The organism is Pseudomonas sp. GXZC, from assembly GCF_026967615.1.
GTDB classification, from domain to species: domain Bacteria; phylum Pseudomonadota; class Gammaproteobacteria; order Pseudomonadales; family Pseudomonadaceae; genus Aquipseudomonas; species Aquipseudomonas azotoformans_A.
In genome coordinates this window covers 4,983,667-4,998,183 of sequence record NZ_CP114115.1, presented here as the reverse complement: position 1 = coordinate 4,998,183, position 14,517 = coordinate 4,983,667, and the positions used below count along the sequence as shown (strand labels likewise).

Below are 14,517 nucleotides of genomic sequence, written 5' to 3'. Positions count from 1 at the left end.
AGTCCTAGCGTTGCGCCGCGCGAATCATGTTGCGGGCAATCACCAGCTGCTGGATCTGCGTGGTGCCTTCATACAGGCGGAACAGGCGCACATCCCGGTAGAAACGTTCGATGGCGTACTCGCTGATATAGCCAGCGCCGCCGTGGATCTGCACGCAACGGTCAGCGACGCGGCCGCACATTTCGGTGGCGAACATCTTCGAACACGACGCCTCGGTGCCGATGTCCTGACCTTCGTCGCGCTTGCGGGCGGCGTCGAGCACCATGCAGCGCGCGGCGTAGATCTCGGCCTTGCTGTCGGCGAGCATGGCCTGGATCAACTGGAACTCGGCAATCGGCTGGCCAAATTGCTTGCGTTCGATTGCGTAGTTCAGCGCGTCGTTCAACATGCGCTCGGCAGCACCCACGCTGACGGCGGCGATGTGCAGGCGGCCTTTGTCGAGGACCTTCATGGCAGTCTTGAAACCCACGCCCTCCACACCGCCGATCAATTGGCTGGCGGTCACACGCACGTTGTCGAAGATCACGTCGCTGGTGTGGGCGCCTTGCTGGCCCATCTTGTGGTCGCGCTTGCCCAGGGACAGGCCGGGCGTGTCACGTTCAATGATGAACGCGCTGATTCCGGCCGAGCCACGGATCGCTGGGTCGGTGCGTGCCATCACGGTGAAAATCCCGGCGTGGGGCGCGTTGGTGATAAAGCGCTTGGTGCCGTTGATCACGTAGTGGTCGCCATCGCGCACGGCGGTGGTTTTCAGCGAGGCGGCGTCGGAGCCCGAATCCGGCTCGGTGAGGCAGAACGAGCTGAGCAGCTCGCCGCTGGCCAACAGCGGCAGGTAGTGTTCTTTCTGGGCGTCGGTGCCATCCAGCAGGATACCGATGGAGCCGATGCCATTGTTGGTGCCGAAGTAGGAACGGAAGGCCGGGGAGGTGCGCCCCAGTTCAAAGGCGATGGTCACCTCTTCTTCCATGGTCAGGCCCAGGCCGCCGTAGGCTTCGGGAATGGTCAGGCCGAACAGGCCCATGTCCTGGAACTGGCTGACGATGTCCGCCGGGATTTCATCGGTCTCAGCGACTTCGTTTTCCCGTGGGATCAGCGCTTCGTCGACGAACTGCGCAATGGCGTCCACCAGGATATGAAGCGTTTGTGCGTCTCGGATCATGTGCATTCCTCAGCGGCCCGTTCGGCGGGCCTGTTATCGTCAATCTGCCGAGGCCATGCACCGGTCCAGCTAGCGGGTGGCGGCCTCGATATTGTTCACCATGTGCTTGAGGCGTGGGCCGATGTCGTCTTCGAGTTTCTCCCGGGAGAGGTGGAAACTCGGTCCGCCACAGTTGAACGCCAGCAAGCCGTGTTGTGCGTGTCGCAGGGGCACGGCGATGGCGTTGACATCGCGGTGCCACTCACCGATCGACATGCAATAGCCGAAATCGGTGTAGTCCCGGAAGGCGCGTTCCAGCCCCTTGCGGATGTTCGGCCAGTCCTCCAGATGACGCTGGCGGATATGGTCGAGAATGAACTCCCGCTCGTTTTCCGGCATCGCTGCCAGGCAGGCGCGGCCTGCTGAACTCAAGTGCAACGGCAACCGTGTGCCGACCTGGCGGCGCATGGTCATGTTCGCTTCGCCCTGGACCACGTCCAGGTACACCGCGTCGAGGCGGTCCCGAGTGGCCATCGCGACGGCCGCCTGGGCGTACTTGGCCATGGTCTCCATCAACGGATGCGCCACGGCGCGGATCGACAGGTTCGACAACATCGCGTAACCGAAGGCCATCACGCCCACATCCAACTGGTACCGGCCCGACTGCGGCAGGTGCTTGAGGTAACCCAGGCGGGTCAGGGTGTGGGTCATGCGGGTGATCGTCGGTTTCGGCAACCCGGTCTTGCGCGCCAGTTCCTGGTTGCCCAATACGCTCTCGCTCGGCGTAAAACAGCGCAGCAGTTCCAGGCCTCGGGCCAGCGCGGTGACGAACTGGCGGTCCTTGTCTTCCTCCTCATCGTTGTTCATCGGGTCGATCAACACGTGCTCGAAAGCGGAAACTTCGGTGCTGTCCGGCTCGGGGTTTCGACGGCGCATGGTAATCCTCATTTTTTTATAAAATCAACAAAACAAAATAGTATTCCGCACAGCGAAACTAATCAACTTTTTGATCAGTGATTTTCTCCAAGGATAAATCCCTTTGAAACAGTGAGTTAGTCGCTGTTTTGAGCGTTGCTTGGGTTTTTTCGTTTACACCTGCGGGGTCGGTACTTATGCTAATCGACAAATACGGAATGTTATTTCGCACAGCGAAACATATGGCAATCCAACTAACAAGAACCGTGCAGCAGGAGTGAATGTGACCAGCGCTAACCCACCCGTGGTGACCCTCGACGTCCATGACAATGGCGTGGCCGTGGTGCGTATCCACCGCCCTGAAGTGAAAAACGCCCTCAACGCCCAGGTGCGCGAAGCCCTCGCCGAGCACTTCCGCGCGCTGTCCCGACGCCAGGATGTGCGCGCCATCGTGCTGACCGGTGGCGAGCAATTCTTCGTGGCCGGCGCGGACATCAAGGAGTTTGCCAGTGCGGGCGCGATCGATATGTACCGTCGCCACACGGAATACCTGTGGGAAGCCATCAGCCGTTGCCCCAAGCCGGTGATTGCCGCCGTCAACGGTTTTGCCCTGGGCGGTGGCTGCGAGCTGGCGATGCATTGCGACCTGATCGTGGCGGGCGAGTCGGCACGATTTGCCCAGCCGGAAGTAAAGCTCGGCTTGATGCCTGGCGCGGGCGGCACTCAACGTCTGATCCGCGCGGTGGGTAAATTCCAGGCGATGCGCATTGCACTCACGGGCTGCATGGTCAGCGCGAAAGAAGCCCTGGCCATCGGCATGCTCAGCGAAATGGTCAGCGACGACCAGACACTGCCCCGCGCCCTGGAGCTGGCCGCGCAGATTGCCGCATTGCCGCCGTTGGCGGTGGAGCAGATCAAGGAGGTGATGCTGGCCGGCGCCGACCTGCCGCTGGAAAGCGCTTTGGTGCTGGAGCGCAAGGCATTCCAGTTGCTGTTCGATTCCAAGGACCAGAAGGAGGGCGCCGCGGCGTTCTTCGAGAAACGCACGCCGCATTATCGGGGGGAATAAGCATGACCGACACCTTGAATACGATGGGGCTGGTGGGCACGGGCGTCATGGGCGCCGGTATCGCACAAATCGCGGCCCAGGCCGGTGTGGTGGTGCGTCTGTTCGATGTCCGTGAAGGCGCTGCGCAATCGGCTCGGGATAATCTCAGCGGCACTTTCGCCAAGTTGGTGGGCAAGGGCAAGATCAGCCAGGCCGCGATGGCGGCGGCGCTGGCCAACCTGCGGGTTGCCGAGGCGATTGATGACCTGTGCGATTGCGACCTGGTCGTCGAAGCCATCGTGGAAAACCTCGACGCCAAACGCGGCCTACTGCAACAGCTGGAAGGCATCGTCAGCCCGACCTGTATCCTCGCCACCAACACCTCCTCGCTGTCTGTCACGGCCATCGCCACCGGTTGCCGACACCCTGAACGCGTGGCCGGGCTGCACTTCTTCAACCCGGTGCCGCTGATGCGCGTGGTGGAGGTGATCGATGGTTTGGCCACCGCGCCAAAGGTGGGCGACGCGCTGCTGGCCCTGGTTGCACGCATCGGCCATCGCGGTGTGCGCGCCAAGGACACGCCGGGTTTCATCGTCAACCACGCCGGCCGTGCCTATGGCACCGAAGCGTTGAAGATGCTGGATGAGGGCATTGCCGAGCGCGGTGATATCGACCGCATCCTGCGCGACGGCGCCGGGTTCCGGATGGGGCCGTTGGAGTTGCTGGACCTCACCGGCCTGGATGTGTCGCACCCGGTGATGGAGTCGATCTACAACCAGTTCTATCAGGAACCGCGCTACAAACCCTCGCCCCTGACCCGGCAGATGCTGGTGGGCGGCCGCCTTGGCCGCAAGACCGGCCACGGGTTCTATCAGTATGAAAACGGCCAGCTCATCAACGGCCCGCAGCCCCAGCCAGTGCCCACGGTGCAACAACAACCGCCGGTATGGATCGCCACGGAAAACAGTGAAGACTACGAACGCTTGAGCGCCCTGGTGATCAATCTGGGCGCCCACCTGGAACACGCTGCGCAACCTTCGCCTGAGGCGTTGTGCCTGCTGGCCCCGTATGGCCGCGACGCCACCAGCGCCTGCGTGCGCTTCGATACCGACCCTGCGCGCACCCTGTGCATCGACCTGCTGACGGACCTGTCGCGCCATCGCACGCTGATGCAAAACCCGCTGACTTCGCCCGCCATGCGCGATGCGGCTCACGCCTTGCTGGCGTCGGACGGCGTGGGCGTCACGGTGATCGGCGACAGCGTCGCTTTCGTCGCCCAGCGCACCCTGGCGATGGTGGTCAACCTGGCCTGTGACATTGCCCAGCAGCGCATCGCCAGCGTCGAAGATATCGACCAGGCCGTGCAACTCGGCCTCGGTTACCCCAAGGGTCCGCTGGCTTGGGGCGATGCGCTTGGGCCTCGGCGCATTCTCACGATTTTGCAGCGCATGAGCGAACTCACCCATGACCCGCGTTACCGTCCCAGCCCCTGGCTGCGGCGGCGGGCGATGCTGGGTGTTTCCCTGCGCCATGAAGAGCCGACAGCCGGCTGATTTCCCAACCTCACAGGATAAGAACAATGGGTGCATTGACAGGTTTGCGGGTACTGGATTTAAGCCGTGTGTTGGCCGGCCCCTGGTGTGGGCAAGTGTTGGCCGACCTTGGCGCGGAAGTGGTCAAGATCGAACGCCCGAAAAGCGGCGACGACACCCGTGCGTGGGGGCCGCCTTGGATGAAGACCGACACTGGCGAATCATCTGGCGAGGCTTCTTATTATCAGTCGACCAATCGCGGCAAGTTATCCGTGGCCATCGACATGGCCACGCCCGAAGGTCAGGAGTTGGTACGCGCATTGGCGGCCAGCTCGGATGTCCTGATCGAGAACTATAAGGCCGGCTCCCTGGCCCGTTATGGCTTGGATTACGCGACCCTGGCCGAGATCAATCCGCGCCTGGTGTATTGCTCCATCACCGGTTTCGGCCAGACCGGGCCGCGTGCCGAAGAGCCGGGTTACGACTTCATCATCCAGGGCATCGGCGGCTTAATGAGCATCACCGGCGAGCGTGATGATTTGCCGGGCGGCGGCCCGCAAAAAGTTGGCGTGGCGTTTTCCGACCTGATGACCGGCCTGTATTCCACCGTGGCAATCCAGGCCGCATTGCTCAGCCGTGAGCGCACCGGCGTTGGCCAATACATCGATATGGCGTTGTTGGACGTGCAGGTCGCCACGTTGGCCAACCAGAGCATGAACTACCTGGCATCAGGCAAGGTGCCGCAGCGTTACGGCAATGCCCACGCCAACATCGTGCCTTACCAGGTGTTCCGCGCCGCCGACCGTGACTTCATCATCGCCTGCGGCAATGACAGCCAGTTCATCGCCCTGTGCCAGAGCATCGGCCTGCCGCACTTGCCGCAGGACCCGCGCTTTTGTCGCAATGCCGACCGCGTGGCCCATCGCGAAGAGATCGTTGCGTTGCTCTCGGCGCACTTCCTGGGGCGCAGCGCCGATGAGTGGGTGGCGTGCATCCATGCGTCGAAGGTGCCGGTGGGGGCGATCAACTCGATTGCGCAATCTTTGGAAGAACCCCAGGTGATCGCACGTAACCTGATGGTGAAGATTCCACACCCGCAGAACCCGGATTTCGCCATGGTCGGCAGCCCGATAAAAATGTCCGGCACGCCCGTGGAATACGTGCGGCCGGCGCCGAGGCTGGGGCAGCACACCGACGACATCCTCGGTGAGCGGTTGGGCTTGTCGGCGGAGCAACTGGCCCAACTCAAGGCCCGTGGGATCGTCGAGCAGCAGGGTTAGACCAGGGTAGAGCGGTCGATCTGCGCGATGGAGGTGACGCCGGTCAGCGTCATGGCCACGCGCATTTCCTTGGCGAAGATGTCCAGCAGGTTTTCCACGCCGTGTTGGCCGTCGGCGGCCAGCGCGTAGGCGGTGGCGCGGCCCAGCAGGCAGGCCTTGGCGCCCAGGGCCAGCATGCGCACCACGTCCAACCCGGAGCGGATGCCGGAGTCCACCAGTACCGTGAGGTCATCGCCCACCGCATCGGCAATCGGCGGCAAGGCCTTGGCGGTGGACAGCACGCCGTCCAGCTGGCGACCGCCATGGTTGGAGACCACGATGCCGTCGGCGCCGAAACTCACCGCGTCCTTGGCGTCCTGCGGGTCGAGAATGCCTTTGATGATCATCGGGCCTTTCCAGAATTCGCGGATCCACTCCAGATCTTTCCAACTGATGGAGGCGTCGAAATTGTTCGCCAGCCAGCCGATGTAGTCTTCCAGGTGGGTGGGTTTGCCCAGGTACTTGGAGATATTGCCCAGGTCATGGGGACGGCCCATCAGTCCTACATCGAAGGCCCATTGCGGCTTGGTGACGGCTTGCAGCATGCGCCGCTGTGCTGCGAACGGGCCGGACATGCCCGAGTGCGCATCGCGATAACGCGCGCCGGGCGTGGGCATATCCACGGTAAACACCAGTGTAGTGATGCCGGCAGCCTGGGCGCGCTCCAGCGCATTGCGCATGAAACCACGGTCCTTGAGCACATACAGCTGGAACCAGATCGCCTGGGCGCTCTGCGATGCCACCTCTTCAATCGGGCACACCGACACCGTCGACAGGCAGAACGGAATGCCTTTGTTCGCCGCTGCCTTGGCCGCCTGCACTTCGCCACGTCGTGCGTACATGCCGGTCAAGCCCACCGGGCTGAGGATCACCGGCATGTCCAGCGCCTGGCCGAACAGCGTGGTCTTCAGGCTCAGGTTGTCCACATTACGCAGGATGCGTTGGCGCAGGCTGATCTCGGCCAGGTCCGAACTGTTCGCGCGCAGCGTGTGCTCGGCGTAGGCGCCGCCGTCGATGTAGTCGAACAGGAAGCGCGGCAGCTTGCGCTTGGCGGCTGCACGGTAGTCGGAGGCGGACGAGATGATCATTATTGGGGGCTCCACAAGGCAAGGTGGGTTCAGGATAGGCAATTCTCTGGCATGATAAAAACAACTTTTATCGCTGGTAGCCAGTCGCCAAAGGAATACTGATGAACCTGAGAACGTTGCGCGCCTTTGTCGAAGTGGTGCGACAGGGCGGTTTTTCCCAGGCTGCCGAGGTGGTGTCCCTGACCCAATCCACCGTCAGCAAGGCGGTCAAGACCCTGGAAGATGAACTGGGCACGCCGCTGCTCAATCGCCTGGGCCACCGCAACGAACTCACTGCCGCCGGCGAAATCGCCTACCGCCGCGCCTTGGTGCTGCTCGCCGAGCGCAACGATTTGGTGGCCGAGATCAACGACCTGCGTGGTTTAAAACGTGGCGTGCTGCGCATCGGCCTGCCGCCGGTAGGTTGCGGTGTGCTGTTTGCGACGATGTTTGCGACCTACCGCAGCCGCTACCCGGATATCGACATCGAACTCACCGAGTACGGCAGCAAAAAGTTGCGCGAATGCCTGGAGGCGGGGGAGGTCGACCTGGCGGCGCTGCTGCTGCCGGTAGACGAAGATTTCGATTACCAGCCCGTGCGCAATGAACCTTTGATGGCCGTGTTGCCCATCAGTCATCCGTTGGCCCAACGCAGTCGCATCGACTTCACCGACCTGGCGGATTCTCCTTTCATCTTGTTCGAAGCCGGCTTCGCCCTCAACGGCAAGATCCTCGCAGCCTGCGAGCGCAAAGGCGTCAGCCCCAAGGTGACCGCACGCAGCGGGCAGATCGACTTCATCATCGATCTGGTCGCCGCCGGACTGGGCGTAGCCTTTGTGCCACGCATGCTGGCGTACAAGCATCAACACGCGGGCATCGCCCTGATTCCCTTGGACGAACCCCACACCGACTGGCACATCGCTCTGGCCTGGCGCACCAGCGCCCACCTGCCACCTGCCGCGCTGGCGTGGCTGGAGTTGGCCAGGGAACACGCCGATTCAACCGATCATCCGGTTTAATCACGCCAAATGCCGGAGAAGGCTTGACTTATCCTTTTTAATCAGTAACATACGGCGCATTCCGCGATAGCTCAGTTGGTAGAGCAAATGACTGTTAATCATTGGGTCCCTGGTTCGAGTCCAGGTCGTGGAGCCAGATAGCAACACAAAGAGAAGCCTGCAGAGATGCAGGCTTTTTTTTTGCCTCGGATTTCTCCGGGGTGATCAACGCGCACAGCGTGGCCAGCATGAAGCCGTCTCTAATCCTACGATTCAGAGGAGATTTTGGCGATGCCCTGCAAGGTGTACTGTTCAATACCCTGGTCGCCGCGAGTTTTAATGCTGTTGGCGACTACACCAGAGGCGTGCTTACCGATGGTTATCCACCCAAGATAATCGTTCATGCAATGGAAGGCGGCTTGCTTTCGAAAGCAACGGGTGGTGACTTTAGAATCGGAGCACTGGCGGTGGGTGTCAACGAAACGGTAGTTGATGCAGGGCATGTAATTGCAGCGATCCTTTCAATGGGCTCAGTGTAAAATGGATGTTGACAAGTTTAAGGAGGTCTGGAATGGGTATTCTTTCTGCAAGCAGTAGTCTTGATGTTAAGTCAATTTTTTACTGTGGAAATACATGTAAAATTGTCTATGTTTTTGAAGTTGATGGCGTTGATATTAATTTTGAAGGGAAACTGCGAAAGGATGGTGATATCAAAGGCATCGAATATGGCGACAAACTGGAAAGTTTTTTAATGGATTTTATGCCGATTGATCGTGATGTATCAAAAAAACTATCTCTACTAACCTGGCACTACGTAGAAGGTGAAAGCATCGAATTTCCTGTCTCTTTAATGTCGAGTAGAAAAAAGGGGCCAGATTTATTTATTAACCCTTTACTAGGCTGAGTAGAAAATAAATTTGTCCAGTTTTTTCGGTGATCTGTTACTGCCTAGGCTTGAAATAGGTTTAACCCTGTTTCAGGATTGAATAATGTCGTGATTGTATAAGTGCTTGCGAGAGAAGGAGGAGTTGTGGTGAGATCTAGTATGGTGTTGGTTATGTTGTTTCTTTTGTCCGGCTGTGTAACCAATCAACTGCACTTCGCGGCCTACACCCCAGACGCAGAACTGTCTGCGATCAAAAATAAAACCATTCACTCAACGATAATCAGTATATCTGGCGATGAGCGCTGCACTCCCTGTTCCGAGCGTAGTAAGGTGGTGTGGCATGCGGCCAACTATCACGTGGGCCTGTACGAGGGGTTCGCTAATATCCCAGTCACCGATTGGTCTGAGTTCACCAAGCGGTCTCTCGGATCTGATGCAGACGCGAGCATAAAAACCAGAGTCGAGATCGACCGGATTTTTGTCAAAACTTGGAACAGTCCTGATTATTATGCGTGCGAAGCGAGGCTCTCTGTGTATATCGGAACGGCTAAATATACCGGGCAGTCACGCGTGAAAATAAAGAGGGCAGGACAAGAAGTGGTTAGTCAGAATCTAGCCTATCTTAAGTCCGAAACACTAAACGCTGTTAGTCTTGCGTTGAAGGCTGCTTACATCGATGCCTTTAGCCGCATTGAAAAAGTTCCGCGCTAAAGTAGCGGTGCAGCAAAAGCTACTGGGGTTACTGGGGTTACTGGGGCTGCCGGGAAGCCTGCAGAGAAGCAGGCTTTTTTTGCGTTGAAAAAAGAGAGCAGCCTAGTTAGCCATTCAAACCACGCCATGCGTGGCGATGTTGCAATATTGCCCTTTGAAATACAGCAATGGCCGCGTCGCAACAGCCTCTTTGGCTAAATCCAGCGCTTTCACTTCACCAATCACGATCAGGTGATCACCCGCGACGTGCTCGGCGTGGATTTCACAATCCAGCCAGTGCAGGCTCCCGGCAATGACCGGATTACCCAGCGGCGATTCCTGCCATTCGATGCCGTGCCATTTATCCGTGCCTCGACGGGCGAACTGGTTGGAAATCCTGACCTGCTCAGCTGACAGGATATTGACTGCGAACCGTCCTGCCTGGCGGATCTTGGGATAGCTGGCCGAGTTGGACATGACGCTGAATGACACCAGTGGTGGGTTCATTGACACGCTATAGAACGACTGGCAAGTGAAGCCAATGGGCTCGTCATCCACATGGGATGTGATCACCGTGATACCGGATGCATAGTGTCCGAGCGCTTCGCGAAAGCTCAATGGCTCGATAGCGGTATTGGGACGTGACATAGTCAATCCTGAATAGTGAGTGCTGTTCGAAAGCGTGAAGGCCTGAAGTGGTGCGGCATTTTCTTCCCTGCCATGCTCCTCTTCCGGCCTTCGCCCAGCACTAGTTCGAGAGCTCTCTTCGAACGATTTCCGCACCTGCACTCAGCGCGCTCAGCTTGCCTCTGGCTACCTGGCGAGGCAGCGGGGCCATGCCGCAATTGGTGCAAGGGTAGAGCTTGTCGGCGTCTACAAATTGAAGTGCTTTGCGTAGGGTATTGGCGACTTCCTCGGGGGTTTCAATGGTGTGGTTGGCCACGTCAATGGCGCCTACCATCACTTTTTTGCCGCGAATGAGTTCGATCAAATCCATGGGGACATGGGAGTTGTGACATTCCAGCGAGATGATATCGATGCTGGACTTTTGCAGCTTTGGAAAAGCTTCTTCGTATTGGCGCCACTCTGAACCCAGCGTCTTTTTCCAGTCGGTATTGGCCTTGATGCCATAGCCATAGCAAATATGCACCGCGGTTTCACATTTAAGGCCTTCAATGGCCCTTTCCAGGGTGGCAACGCCCCAATCATTCACCTCGTCAAAAAAGACGTTAAAGGCCGGCTCGTCAAACTGGATGATGTCGACACCCGCGGCCTCAAGTTCCCTGGCTTCCTGATTGAGAATCTTGGCGAATTCCCACGCCAGTTTTTCGCGACTTTTATAGTGGTTGTCATACAGCGTGTCGATCATGGTCATGGGGCCTGGCAGCGCCCACTTTATCGGCTGCTTGGTTTGCTGGCGCAAGAACTTGGCGTCTTCAACAAACACGGGCTTTTGGCGAGAAACCGCGCCAACGACCGTCGGTACGCTGGCATCATAGCGATCACGAATCCGGACGGTTTCACGCTTTTCAAAATCAACGCCGTCAAGGTGTTCAATAAAGGTGGTGACGAAGTGTTGGCGTGTTTGTTCGCCATCGCTGACGATATCAATGCCGGCTTGTTGTTGTTCCTGCAACGACAAGCGCAAAGCGTCCTGTTTGCCCTCAACCAGTTCCTCGTCTTGCAGTTTCCAGGGGGACCATAACGTTTCAGGTTGTGCAAGCCAAGCAGGTTTAGGCAAGCTGCCAGCGGTTGAAGTCGGTAGTAATTTTTTCACGATGGGTGACCTTGTATTCTAAATAAGTCAAAGCGCGCAGTGAGCGGACCACTGCTCAAGAACAGCCTGGTACGGTTTGATGAAGTGTTCTTCGACAAACTTTCCTTGCTCGATAGCCAGTTGGCTACGTTCTTCGCGGTCATAAACGATCAGGGTTAATGAATAGTCCTGGTGCTTCAAACTGGGTTGGTAAGATTGCCCGGCTGCCGAATTGGCGTTGTAAATCTCAGGCCGGTAAATCTTTTGGAAAGTGTCCATCGTACTGATGGTACTGATCAGCTCAAGATTGGTGTAATCACTGAGCAAATCACCGGAAAAGTAAAATGCCAGCGGCGCAACGCTGTTGGACGGCATGAAGTAGCGAACCTTCAGCCCCATTTTATTGAAGTACTCATCCGTTAAGGAGTATTCATCCTGCTGGTATTCAATGCCCAAGACAGGGTGCTGGTTTTCAGTCCGGTGGTAGGTCTTGGTGTTTGAAACACTCAGGCAGATAACCGGCGGTTTATTGAAGTTTTGTTTGTAGGTGTCAGAGTTGACGAAGCACTTGAATAGCTTTCCGTGCAAATCGCCAAAGTTATCCGGCGTGCTGAATTCGGCTTGATCCTTGTTGTGCCCCAATAGCACCACGCTGAAGTCATAATCACGCACGTAGGAGGAGAAGTTATTACCTACGATGCCTTCAAAGCGTTCATTGGTCTTGTGGTCAATAATATTTGATTTCAATATTTCAATCAGGGGGATGCCGTTGCCCGTGCAACTGGCATCGATATTCATCTCAACAGAAATGATTTCAAGTTCGACTGTGTAGCGATCGCCTTTGGGGTTGTCCCAATGCGCCAGGGCATTAAAGCGGTTGTCAATCATCCTTAAGGTGTTGCGCAGGTTTTCTTGACGACGCTTGCCTCTCGCCAAATTGGCAAAGTTAGTCGTGATGCGCGTATTTTCGGACGGTTGATAGTGTTCGTCGAAACGAATTCGCTTAATGCTGAACGTGAATGCTTTGCTCATTACTCTGGCACCCTGATGTCTGAGATAAACCTGAAAGAACGTCTCACCTGGTTTTACTCAGAGGTCTTTACAGTGTCTTTAATTAACAAACAGTTTAGGCTGAGGGGTTGCTTGAGTGAAAATGAATTGATTTCACTGAATCGTTAGCCCTACTCATGACGAGACAGTGGATAAAGAAAAGCCTGCCGCGCGGCAGGCTTTTTTACTGTTGGCTTATTCAGGCGAAGGCCGTGCCTTCAATGTGATAGACCTGCGGTTCTGCAGAAAAGTATGCCTCCAGGCCCTGCATGAATGCCTGGTGATCGTCACTGGCTTCGAATCCTGGCGTATGGTCTTCGAGCGACGCCCAGCGCACGATTAGGTTGAAGCGCTCAGGTGTTTCGATCCCTTGGGCGAGCATGTGGCCCAGGTAGCCCTTTGCGCGGGTGAGCAGGTGCGCGACCTCGGCAAACGCCTGTCTGAACGTTTCAATCTGTTCTTTGTGAACGGGGAGCAAGGCGATCTCGTAGATCATGGCTTGGCTCCTGCGGTGGGCTCGATGGCGATCGCGATTTTGCCTTGGAGGCCGTTGTTGGGGCTCTCCAAGCGGGCATGGGCGAGTGCGATGTCAGCCAGTGCATAGACGGCGCCGACGTGTGGGCGCAACTGACCCCGTGCTACCAATGTGCTCAACTCATCGAGTTTGCCGCGGTTTTGCCGGGTGAACACGAAGTGATAACTCGCATTCTTGCCCCAGGCCTGCACCAGGTTCTGTGGCTGGGTAATGTCGACGATCGACACCACGCGGCCCAGTTGCGCCAGTGCGTCAGGGCTGCGCGACAGCGTGTTGCCGCCGAGGGTATCGAATATCACATCGACGCCGCGCCCCTCTGTTTCCCGCATGATCACGTCGACGTAGTCTTCCTTTTCGTAGTCGATGATCACGTCGGCGCCCAGGCTTCGTGCGAACTCAGCGTTGGCTTCACGCACGGTGGTGAACACCCTGGCACCGATGGCTTTTGCCAGCTGGATCGCGACGTGGCCCACACCGCCTGCACCGCCGTGGATCAGGATGCTTTCTCCAACGCGAAGTGCTGCGCGTACAGTCAGCGCTTCCCATGCCGTTCCGCCAACAAGGCTCAGGCTGGCCGCTTCCAGGTGGCTCAGCGTGGGCGGTTTCTTCCCGATAATGTTTTCGGCCGCCACGTGGTATTCGGCATAACTGCCTGGGCCGTCGAATATCTGCGGGGTGTACCAGACTTCGTCGCCTGGCACGAAGTTCGTCACGCCGGGCCCGACGGCTTCGACAACGCCCGAGACGTCATGGCCAGTAATGGCGGGGAGGGGCACCAGGTCGGAGTAGTCTCCGCGTCGCACCTGATAATCCAGCGGGTTGATGGAGGTGGCGTGTACCCGCACTAGGACCTGTCCCGTGTGCGGCACCGGCGTGGGCACCTCGCAGAGTTCGAACGAATCCGGGCCGCCAAATGATTTAAGCCTCATCGCTTTCATTGCATTACCTCGTTTCGGTAAAAAGGGATATCGGGAATTCTCGATATCTTGGGTCAAAAAATTACAGCTCCTTGCCAATGATCTCGGCAAGCGCACTGATGGTTGCTTCGTTTCGCTTGTAGTAGGTCCATTGGCCGATGCGCCGGGTTTCGATCAGGCCGGCTCGATGCAGCGTTGCCAGGTAATCAGACACGGTCGACTGCGACAGCCCGACGCCTTCCTGAATACTGCTGACGCAAACGCCCACCGTATGAACGTCCCCTTCATCCTGGGCAGGGAAGTTCTTTTCGGGGTCCTTCAAACCTTTCAGGATTTCAAGTCGAGTCCGGTTTGAGAGGGCTTTGAATATTTCGAGTAGGTCCATGGCGTGAGAATATCGGGATTTACCGATATGTCAATGTGTCAAACAAGCCAATATGAATTCGCCAGCATGCCGTTGACGATCAATCCAGCATTCTGCCGTGCAAAGTGCGCGATCTGACCTATGCTCGTTTCGTCAGTTTCAAAATGTGTAATAACACAATGATCAGGCCGTGCTTGTGACGGCTTCAGGTCTGGAACTGGGCAGTGATCCGCAGCATCCAGAAACACAAGGAAGGTGTGGGCAATACGGCTGGCGTGACGCATGGCCTGAATGTGTGAACG

Annotated in this window: 16 protein-coding genes, 1 tRNA gene and 1 pseudogene; 8 read left to right on the top strand and 10 right to left on the bottom strand. The window is 57.6% G+C overall.

The window, feature by feature from the left end; genetic code table 11:
* Positions 1-4 precede the first annotated feature (4 nt).
* Complete coding sequence (locus OZ428_RS23530) at positions 5-1,159, bottom strand: acyl-CoA dehydrogenase family protein (RefSeq protein WP_269131496.1); 1,155 nt, start codon at positions 1,157-1,159, stop codon at positions 5-7.
* Between the two features lie 69 nt (positions 1,160-1,228).
* A complete protein-coding gene (locus OZ428_RS23525; RefSeq protein ID WP_156487837.1) occupies positions 1,229-2,074 on the bottom strand; it encodes an IclR family transcriptional regulator in 846 nt (281 codons plus the stop codon).
* 262 nt (positions 2,075-2,336) lie between these two features.
* On the opposite strand from OZ428_RS23525, the gene OZ428_RS23520 reads away from it, so the two are divergent.
* The 3 genes from OZ428_RS23520 to OZ428_RS23510 are packed head-to-tail and all read left to right on the top strand — an operon-like array spanning position 2,337 to position 5,913.
* Positions 2,337-3,122 (top strand): enoyl-CoA hydratase, encoded by a 786-nt coding sequence (locus tag OZ428_RS23520; protein WP_033900950.1) that lies wholly within the window; start codon positions 2,337-2,339, stop codon positions 3,120-3,122.
* A 2-nt stretch (positions 3,123-3,124) separates the two neighbouring features.
* Entirely contained in the window at positions 3,125-4,654 is a 1,530-nt protein-coding gene (locus OZ428_RS23515; RefSeq protein WP_269131495.1) for a 3-hydroxyacyl-CoA dehydrogenase, read from the top strand.
* A 26-nt stretch (positions 4,655-4,680) separates the two neighbouring features.
* On the top strand, positions 4,681-5,913 hold the full coding sequence (locus OZ428_RS23510) for a CaiB/BaiF CoA transferase family protein (RefSeq protein ID WP_033900954.1): 1,233 nt from the start codon (positions 4,681-4,683) through the stop codon (positions 5,911-5,913).
* On the opposite strand, the gene lldD is transcribed toward OZ428_RS23510, so the two are convergent.
* Complete coding sequence (gene lldD / locus OZ428_RS23505; RefSeq protein WP_269131494.1) at positions 5,910-7,040, bottom strand: FMN-dependent L-lactate dehydrogenase LldD; 1,131 nt, start codon at positions 7,038-7,040, stop codon at positions 5,910-5,912. The genes OZ428_RS23510 and lldD overlap by 4 nt on opposite strands.
* A gap of 101 nt (positions 7,041-7,141) precedes the next feature.
* Here lldD and OZ428_RS23500 point away from each other — a divergent pair, with 101 nt between their 5' ends.
* The 5 genes and pseudogenes from OZ428_RS23500 to OZ428_RS23480 all read left to right on the top strand — a co-directional run bounded on the left by OZ428_RS23500 (position 7,142) and on the right by OZ428_RS23480 (position 9,614).
* Positions 7,142-8,038 (top strand): LysR family transcriptional regulator, encoded by an 897-nt coding sequence (locus OZ428_RS23500; protein WP_269131493.1) that lies wholly within the window; start codon positions 7,142-7,144, stop codon positions 8,036-8,038.
* Between the two features lie 60 nt (positions 8,039-8,098).
* A tRNA-Asn gene (locus tag OZ428_RS23495) sits at positions 8,099-8,174 on the top strand.
* Positions 8,175-8,295: 121 nt separating this feature from the next.
* A pseudogene (locus OZ428_RS23490) lies at positions 8,296-8,556 on the top strand (DUF637 domain-containing protein); the annotation flags it as partial.
* 32 nt (positions 8,557-8,588) lie between these two features.
* Positions 8,589-8,921 (top strand): hypothetical protein, encoded by a 333-nt coding sequence (locus OZ428_RS23485; protein WP_269131492.1) that lies wholly within the window; start codon positions 8,589-8,591, stop codon positions 8,919-8,921.
* A 153-nt stretch (positions 8,922-9,074) separates the two neighbouring features.
* A complete protein-coding gene (locus OZ428_RS23480; protein ID WP_269131491.1) occupies positions 9,075-9,614 on the top strand; it encodes a hypothetical protein in 540 nt (179 codons plus the stop codon).
* Positions 9,615-9,728: 114 nt separating this feature from the next.
* Here OZ428_RS23480 and OZ428_RS23475 read toward each other — a convergent pair whose 3' ends face one another.
* The 7 genes from OZ428_RS23475 to OZ428_RS23445 form a co-directional block, all read right to left on the bottom strand.
* Positions 9,729-10,241, bottom strand: a complete 513-nt coding sequence (locus tag OZ428_RS23475) for a flavin reductase family protein (RefSeq protein ID WP_269131490.1) — start codon at positions 10,239-10,241, stop codon at positions 9,729-9,731.
* 100 nt (positions 10,242-10,341) lie between these two features.
* Entirely contained in the window at positions 10,342-11,370 is a 1,029-nt protein-coding gene (locus OZ428_RS23470) for a methionine synthase (protein ID WP_269131489.1), read from the bottom strand.
* Between the two features lie 27 nt (positions 11,371-11,397).
* Positions 11,398-12,381 (bottom strand): DUF1852 domain-containing protein, encoded by a 984-nt coding sequence (locus tag OZ428_RS23465; RefSeq protein WP_269131488.1) that lies wholly within the window; start codon positions 12,379-12,381, stop codon positions 11,398-11,400.
* A gap of 217 nt (positions 12,382-12,598) precedes the next feature.
* The gene (locus OZ428_RS23460) at positions 12,599-12,895 is read right to left on the bottom strand and encodes an antibiotic biosynthesis monooxygenase family protein (protein WP_269131487.1); all 297 of its coding nucleotides are present in this window, start codon (positions 12,893-12,895) and stop codon (positions 12,599-12,601) included.
* Positions 12,892-13,872, bottom strand: coding sequence for a zinc-dependent alcohol dehydrogenase family protein (locus OZ428_RS23455; RefSeq protein ID WP_269131486.1), 981 nt, complete (start codon positions 13,870-13,872; stop codon positions 12,892-12,894). Before OZ428_RS23455 ends, OZ428_RS23460 begins: the two co-directional genes overlap by 4 nt.
* A gap of 61 nt (positions 13,873-13,933) precedes the next feature.
* A complete protein-coding gene (locus OZ428_RS23450) occupies positions 13,934-14,236 on the bottom strand; it encodes an ArsR/SmtB family transcription factor (protein WP_033900970.1) in 303 nt (100 codons plus the stop codon).
* Positions 14,237-14,274: 38 nt separating this feature from the next.
* Positions 14,275-14,499 (bottom strand): hypothetical protein, encoded by a 225-nt coding sequence (locus OZ428_RS23445; RefSeq protein ID WP_269131485.1) that lies wholly within the window; start codon positions 14,497-14,499, stop codon positions 14,275-14,277.
* Between the last annotated feature and the right edge of the window lie 18 nt (positions 14,500-14,517).

Excerpts from the sequence above, each read along its gene's own strand:
- OZ428_RS23530 (WP_269131496.1), bottom strand. The coding sequence starts at position 1,159 with ATGATCCGAGACGCACAAACGCTTCATATCCTGGTGGACGCCATTGCG.
- OZ428_RS23525 (WP_156487837.1), bottom strand. The coding sequence starts at position 2,074 with ATGCGCCGTCGAAACCCCGAGCCGGACAGCACCGAAGTTTCCGCTTTC.
- OZ428_RS23515 (WP_269131495.1), top strand. The coding sequence starts at position 3,125 with ATGACCGACACCTTGAATACGATGGGGCTGGTGGGCACGGGCGTCATG.
- OZ428_RS23510 (WP_033900954.1), top strand. The coding sequence starts at position 4,681 with ATGGGTGCATTGACAGGTTTGCGGGTACTGGATTTAAGCCGTGTGTTG.
- lldD (WP_269131494.1), bottom strand. The coding sequence starts at position 7,040 with ATGATCATCTCGTCCGCCTCCGACTACCGTGCAGCCGCCAAGCGCAAG.
- OZ428_RS23500 (WP_269131493.1), top strand. The coding sequence starts at position 7,142 with ATGAACCTGAGAACGTTGCGCGCCTTTGTCGAAGTGGTGCGACAGGGC.
- OZ428_RS23485 (WP_269131492.1), top strand. The coding sequence starts at position 8,589 with ATGGGTATTCTTTCTGCAAGCAGTAGTCTTGATGTTAAGTCAATTTTT.
- OZ428_RS23480 (WP_269131491.1), top strand. The coding sequence starts at position 9,075 with ATGTTGTTTCTTTTGTCCGGCTGTGTAACCAATCAACTGCACTTCGCG.
- OZ428_RS23475 (WP_269131490.1), bottom strand. The coding sequence starts at position 10,241 with ATGTCACGTCCCAATACCGCTATCGAGCCATTGAGCTTTCGCGAAGCG.
- OZ428_RS23465 (WP_269131488.1), bottom strand. The coding sequence starts at position 12,381 with ATGAGCAAAGCATTCACGTTCAGCATTAAGCGAATTCGTTTCGACGAA.
- OZ428_RS23460 (WP_269131487.1), bottom strand. The coding sequence starts at position 12,895 with ATGATCTACGAGATCGCCTTGCTCCCCGTTCACAAAGAACAGATTGAA.
- OZ428_RS23455 (WP_269131486.1), bottom strand. The coding sequence starts at position 13,872 with ATGAAAGCGATGAGGCTTAAATCATTTGGCGGCCCGGATTCGTTCGAA.
- OZ428_RS23450 (WP_033900970.1), bottom strand. The coding sequence starts at position 14,236 with ATGGACCTACTCGAAATATTCAAAGCCCTCTCAAACCGGACTCGACTT.
- OZ428_RS23445 (WP_269131485.1), bottom strand. The coding sequence starts at position 14,499 with ATGCGTCACGCCAGCCGTATTGCCCACACCTTCCTTGTGTTTCTGGAT.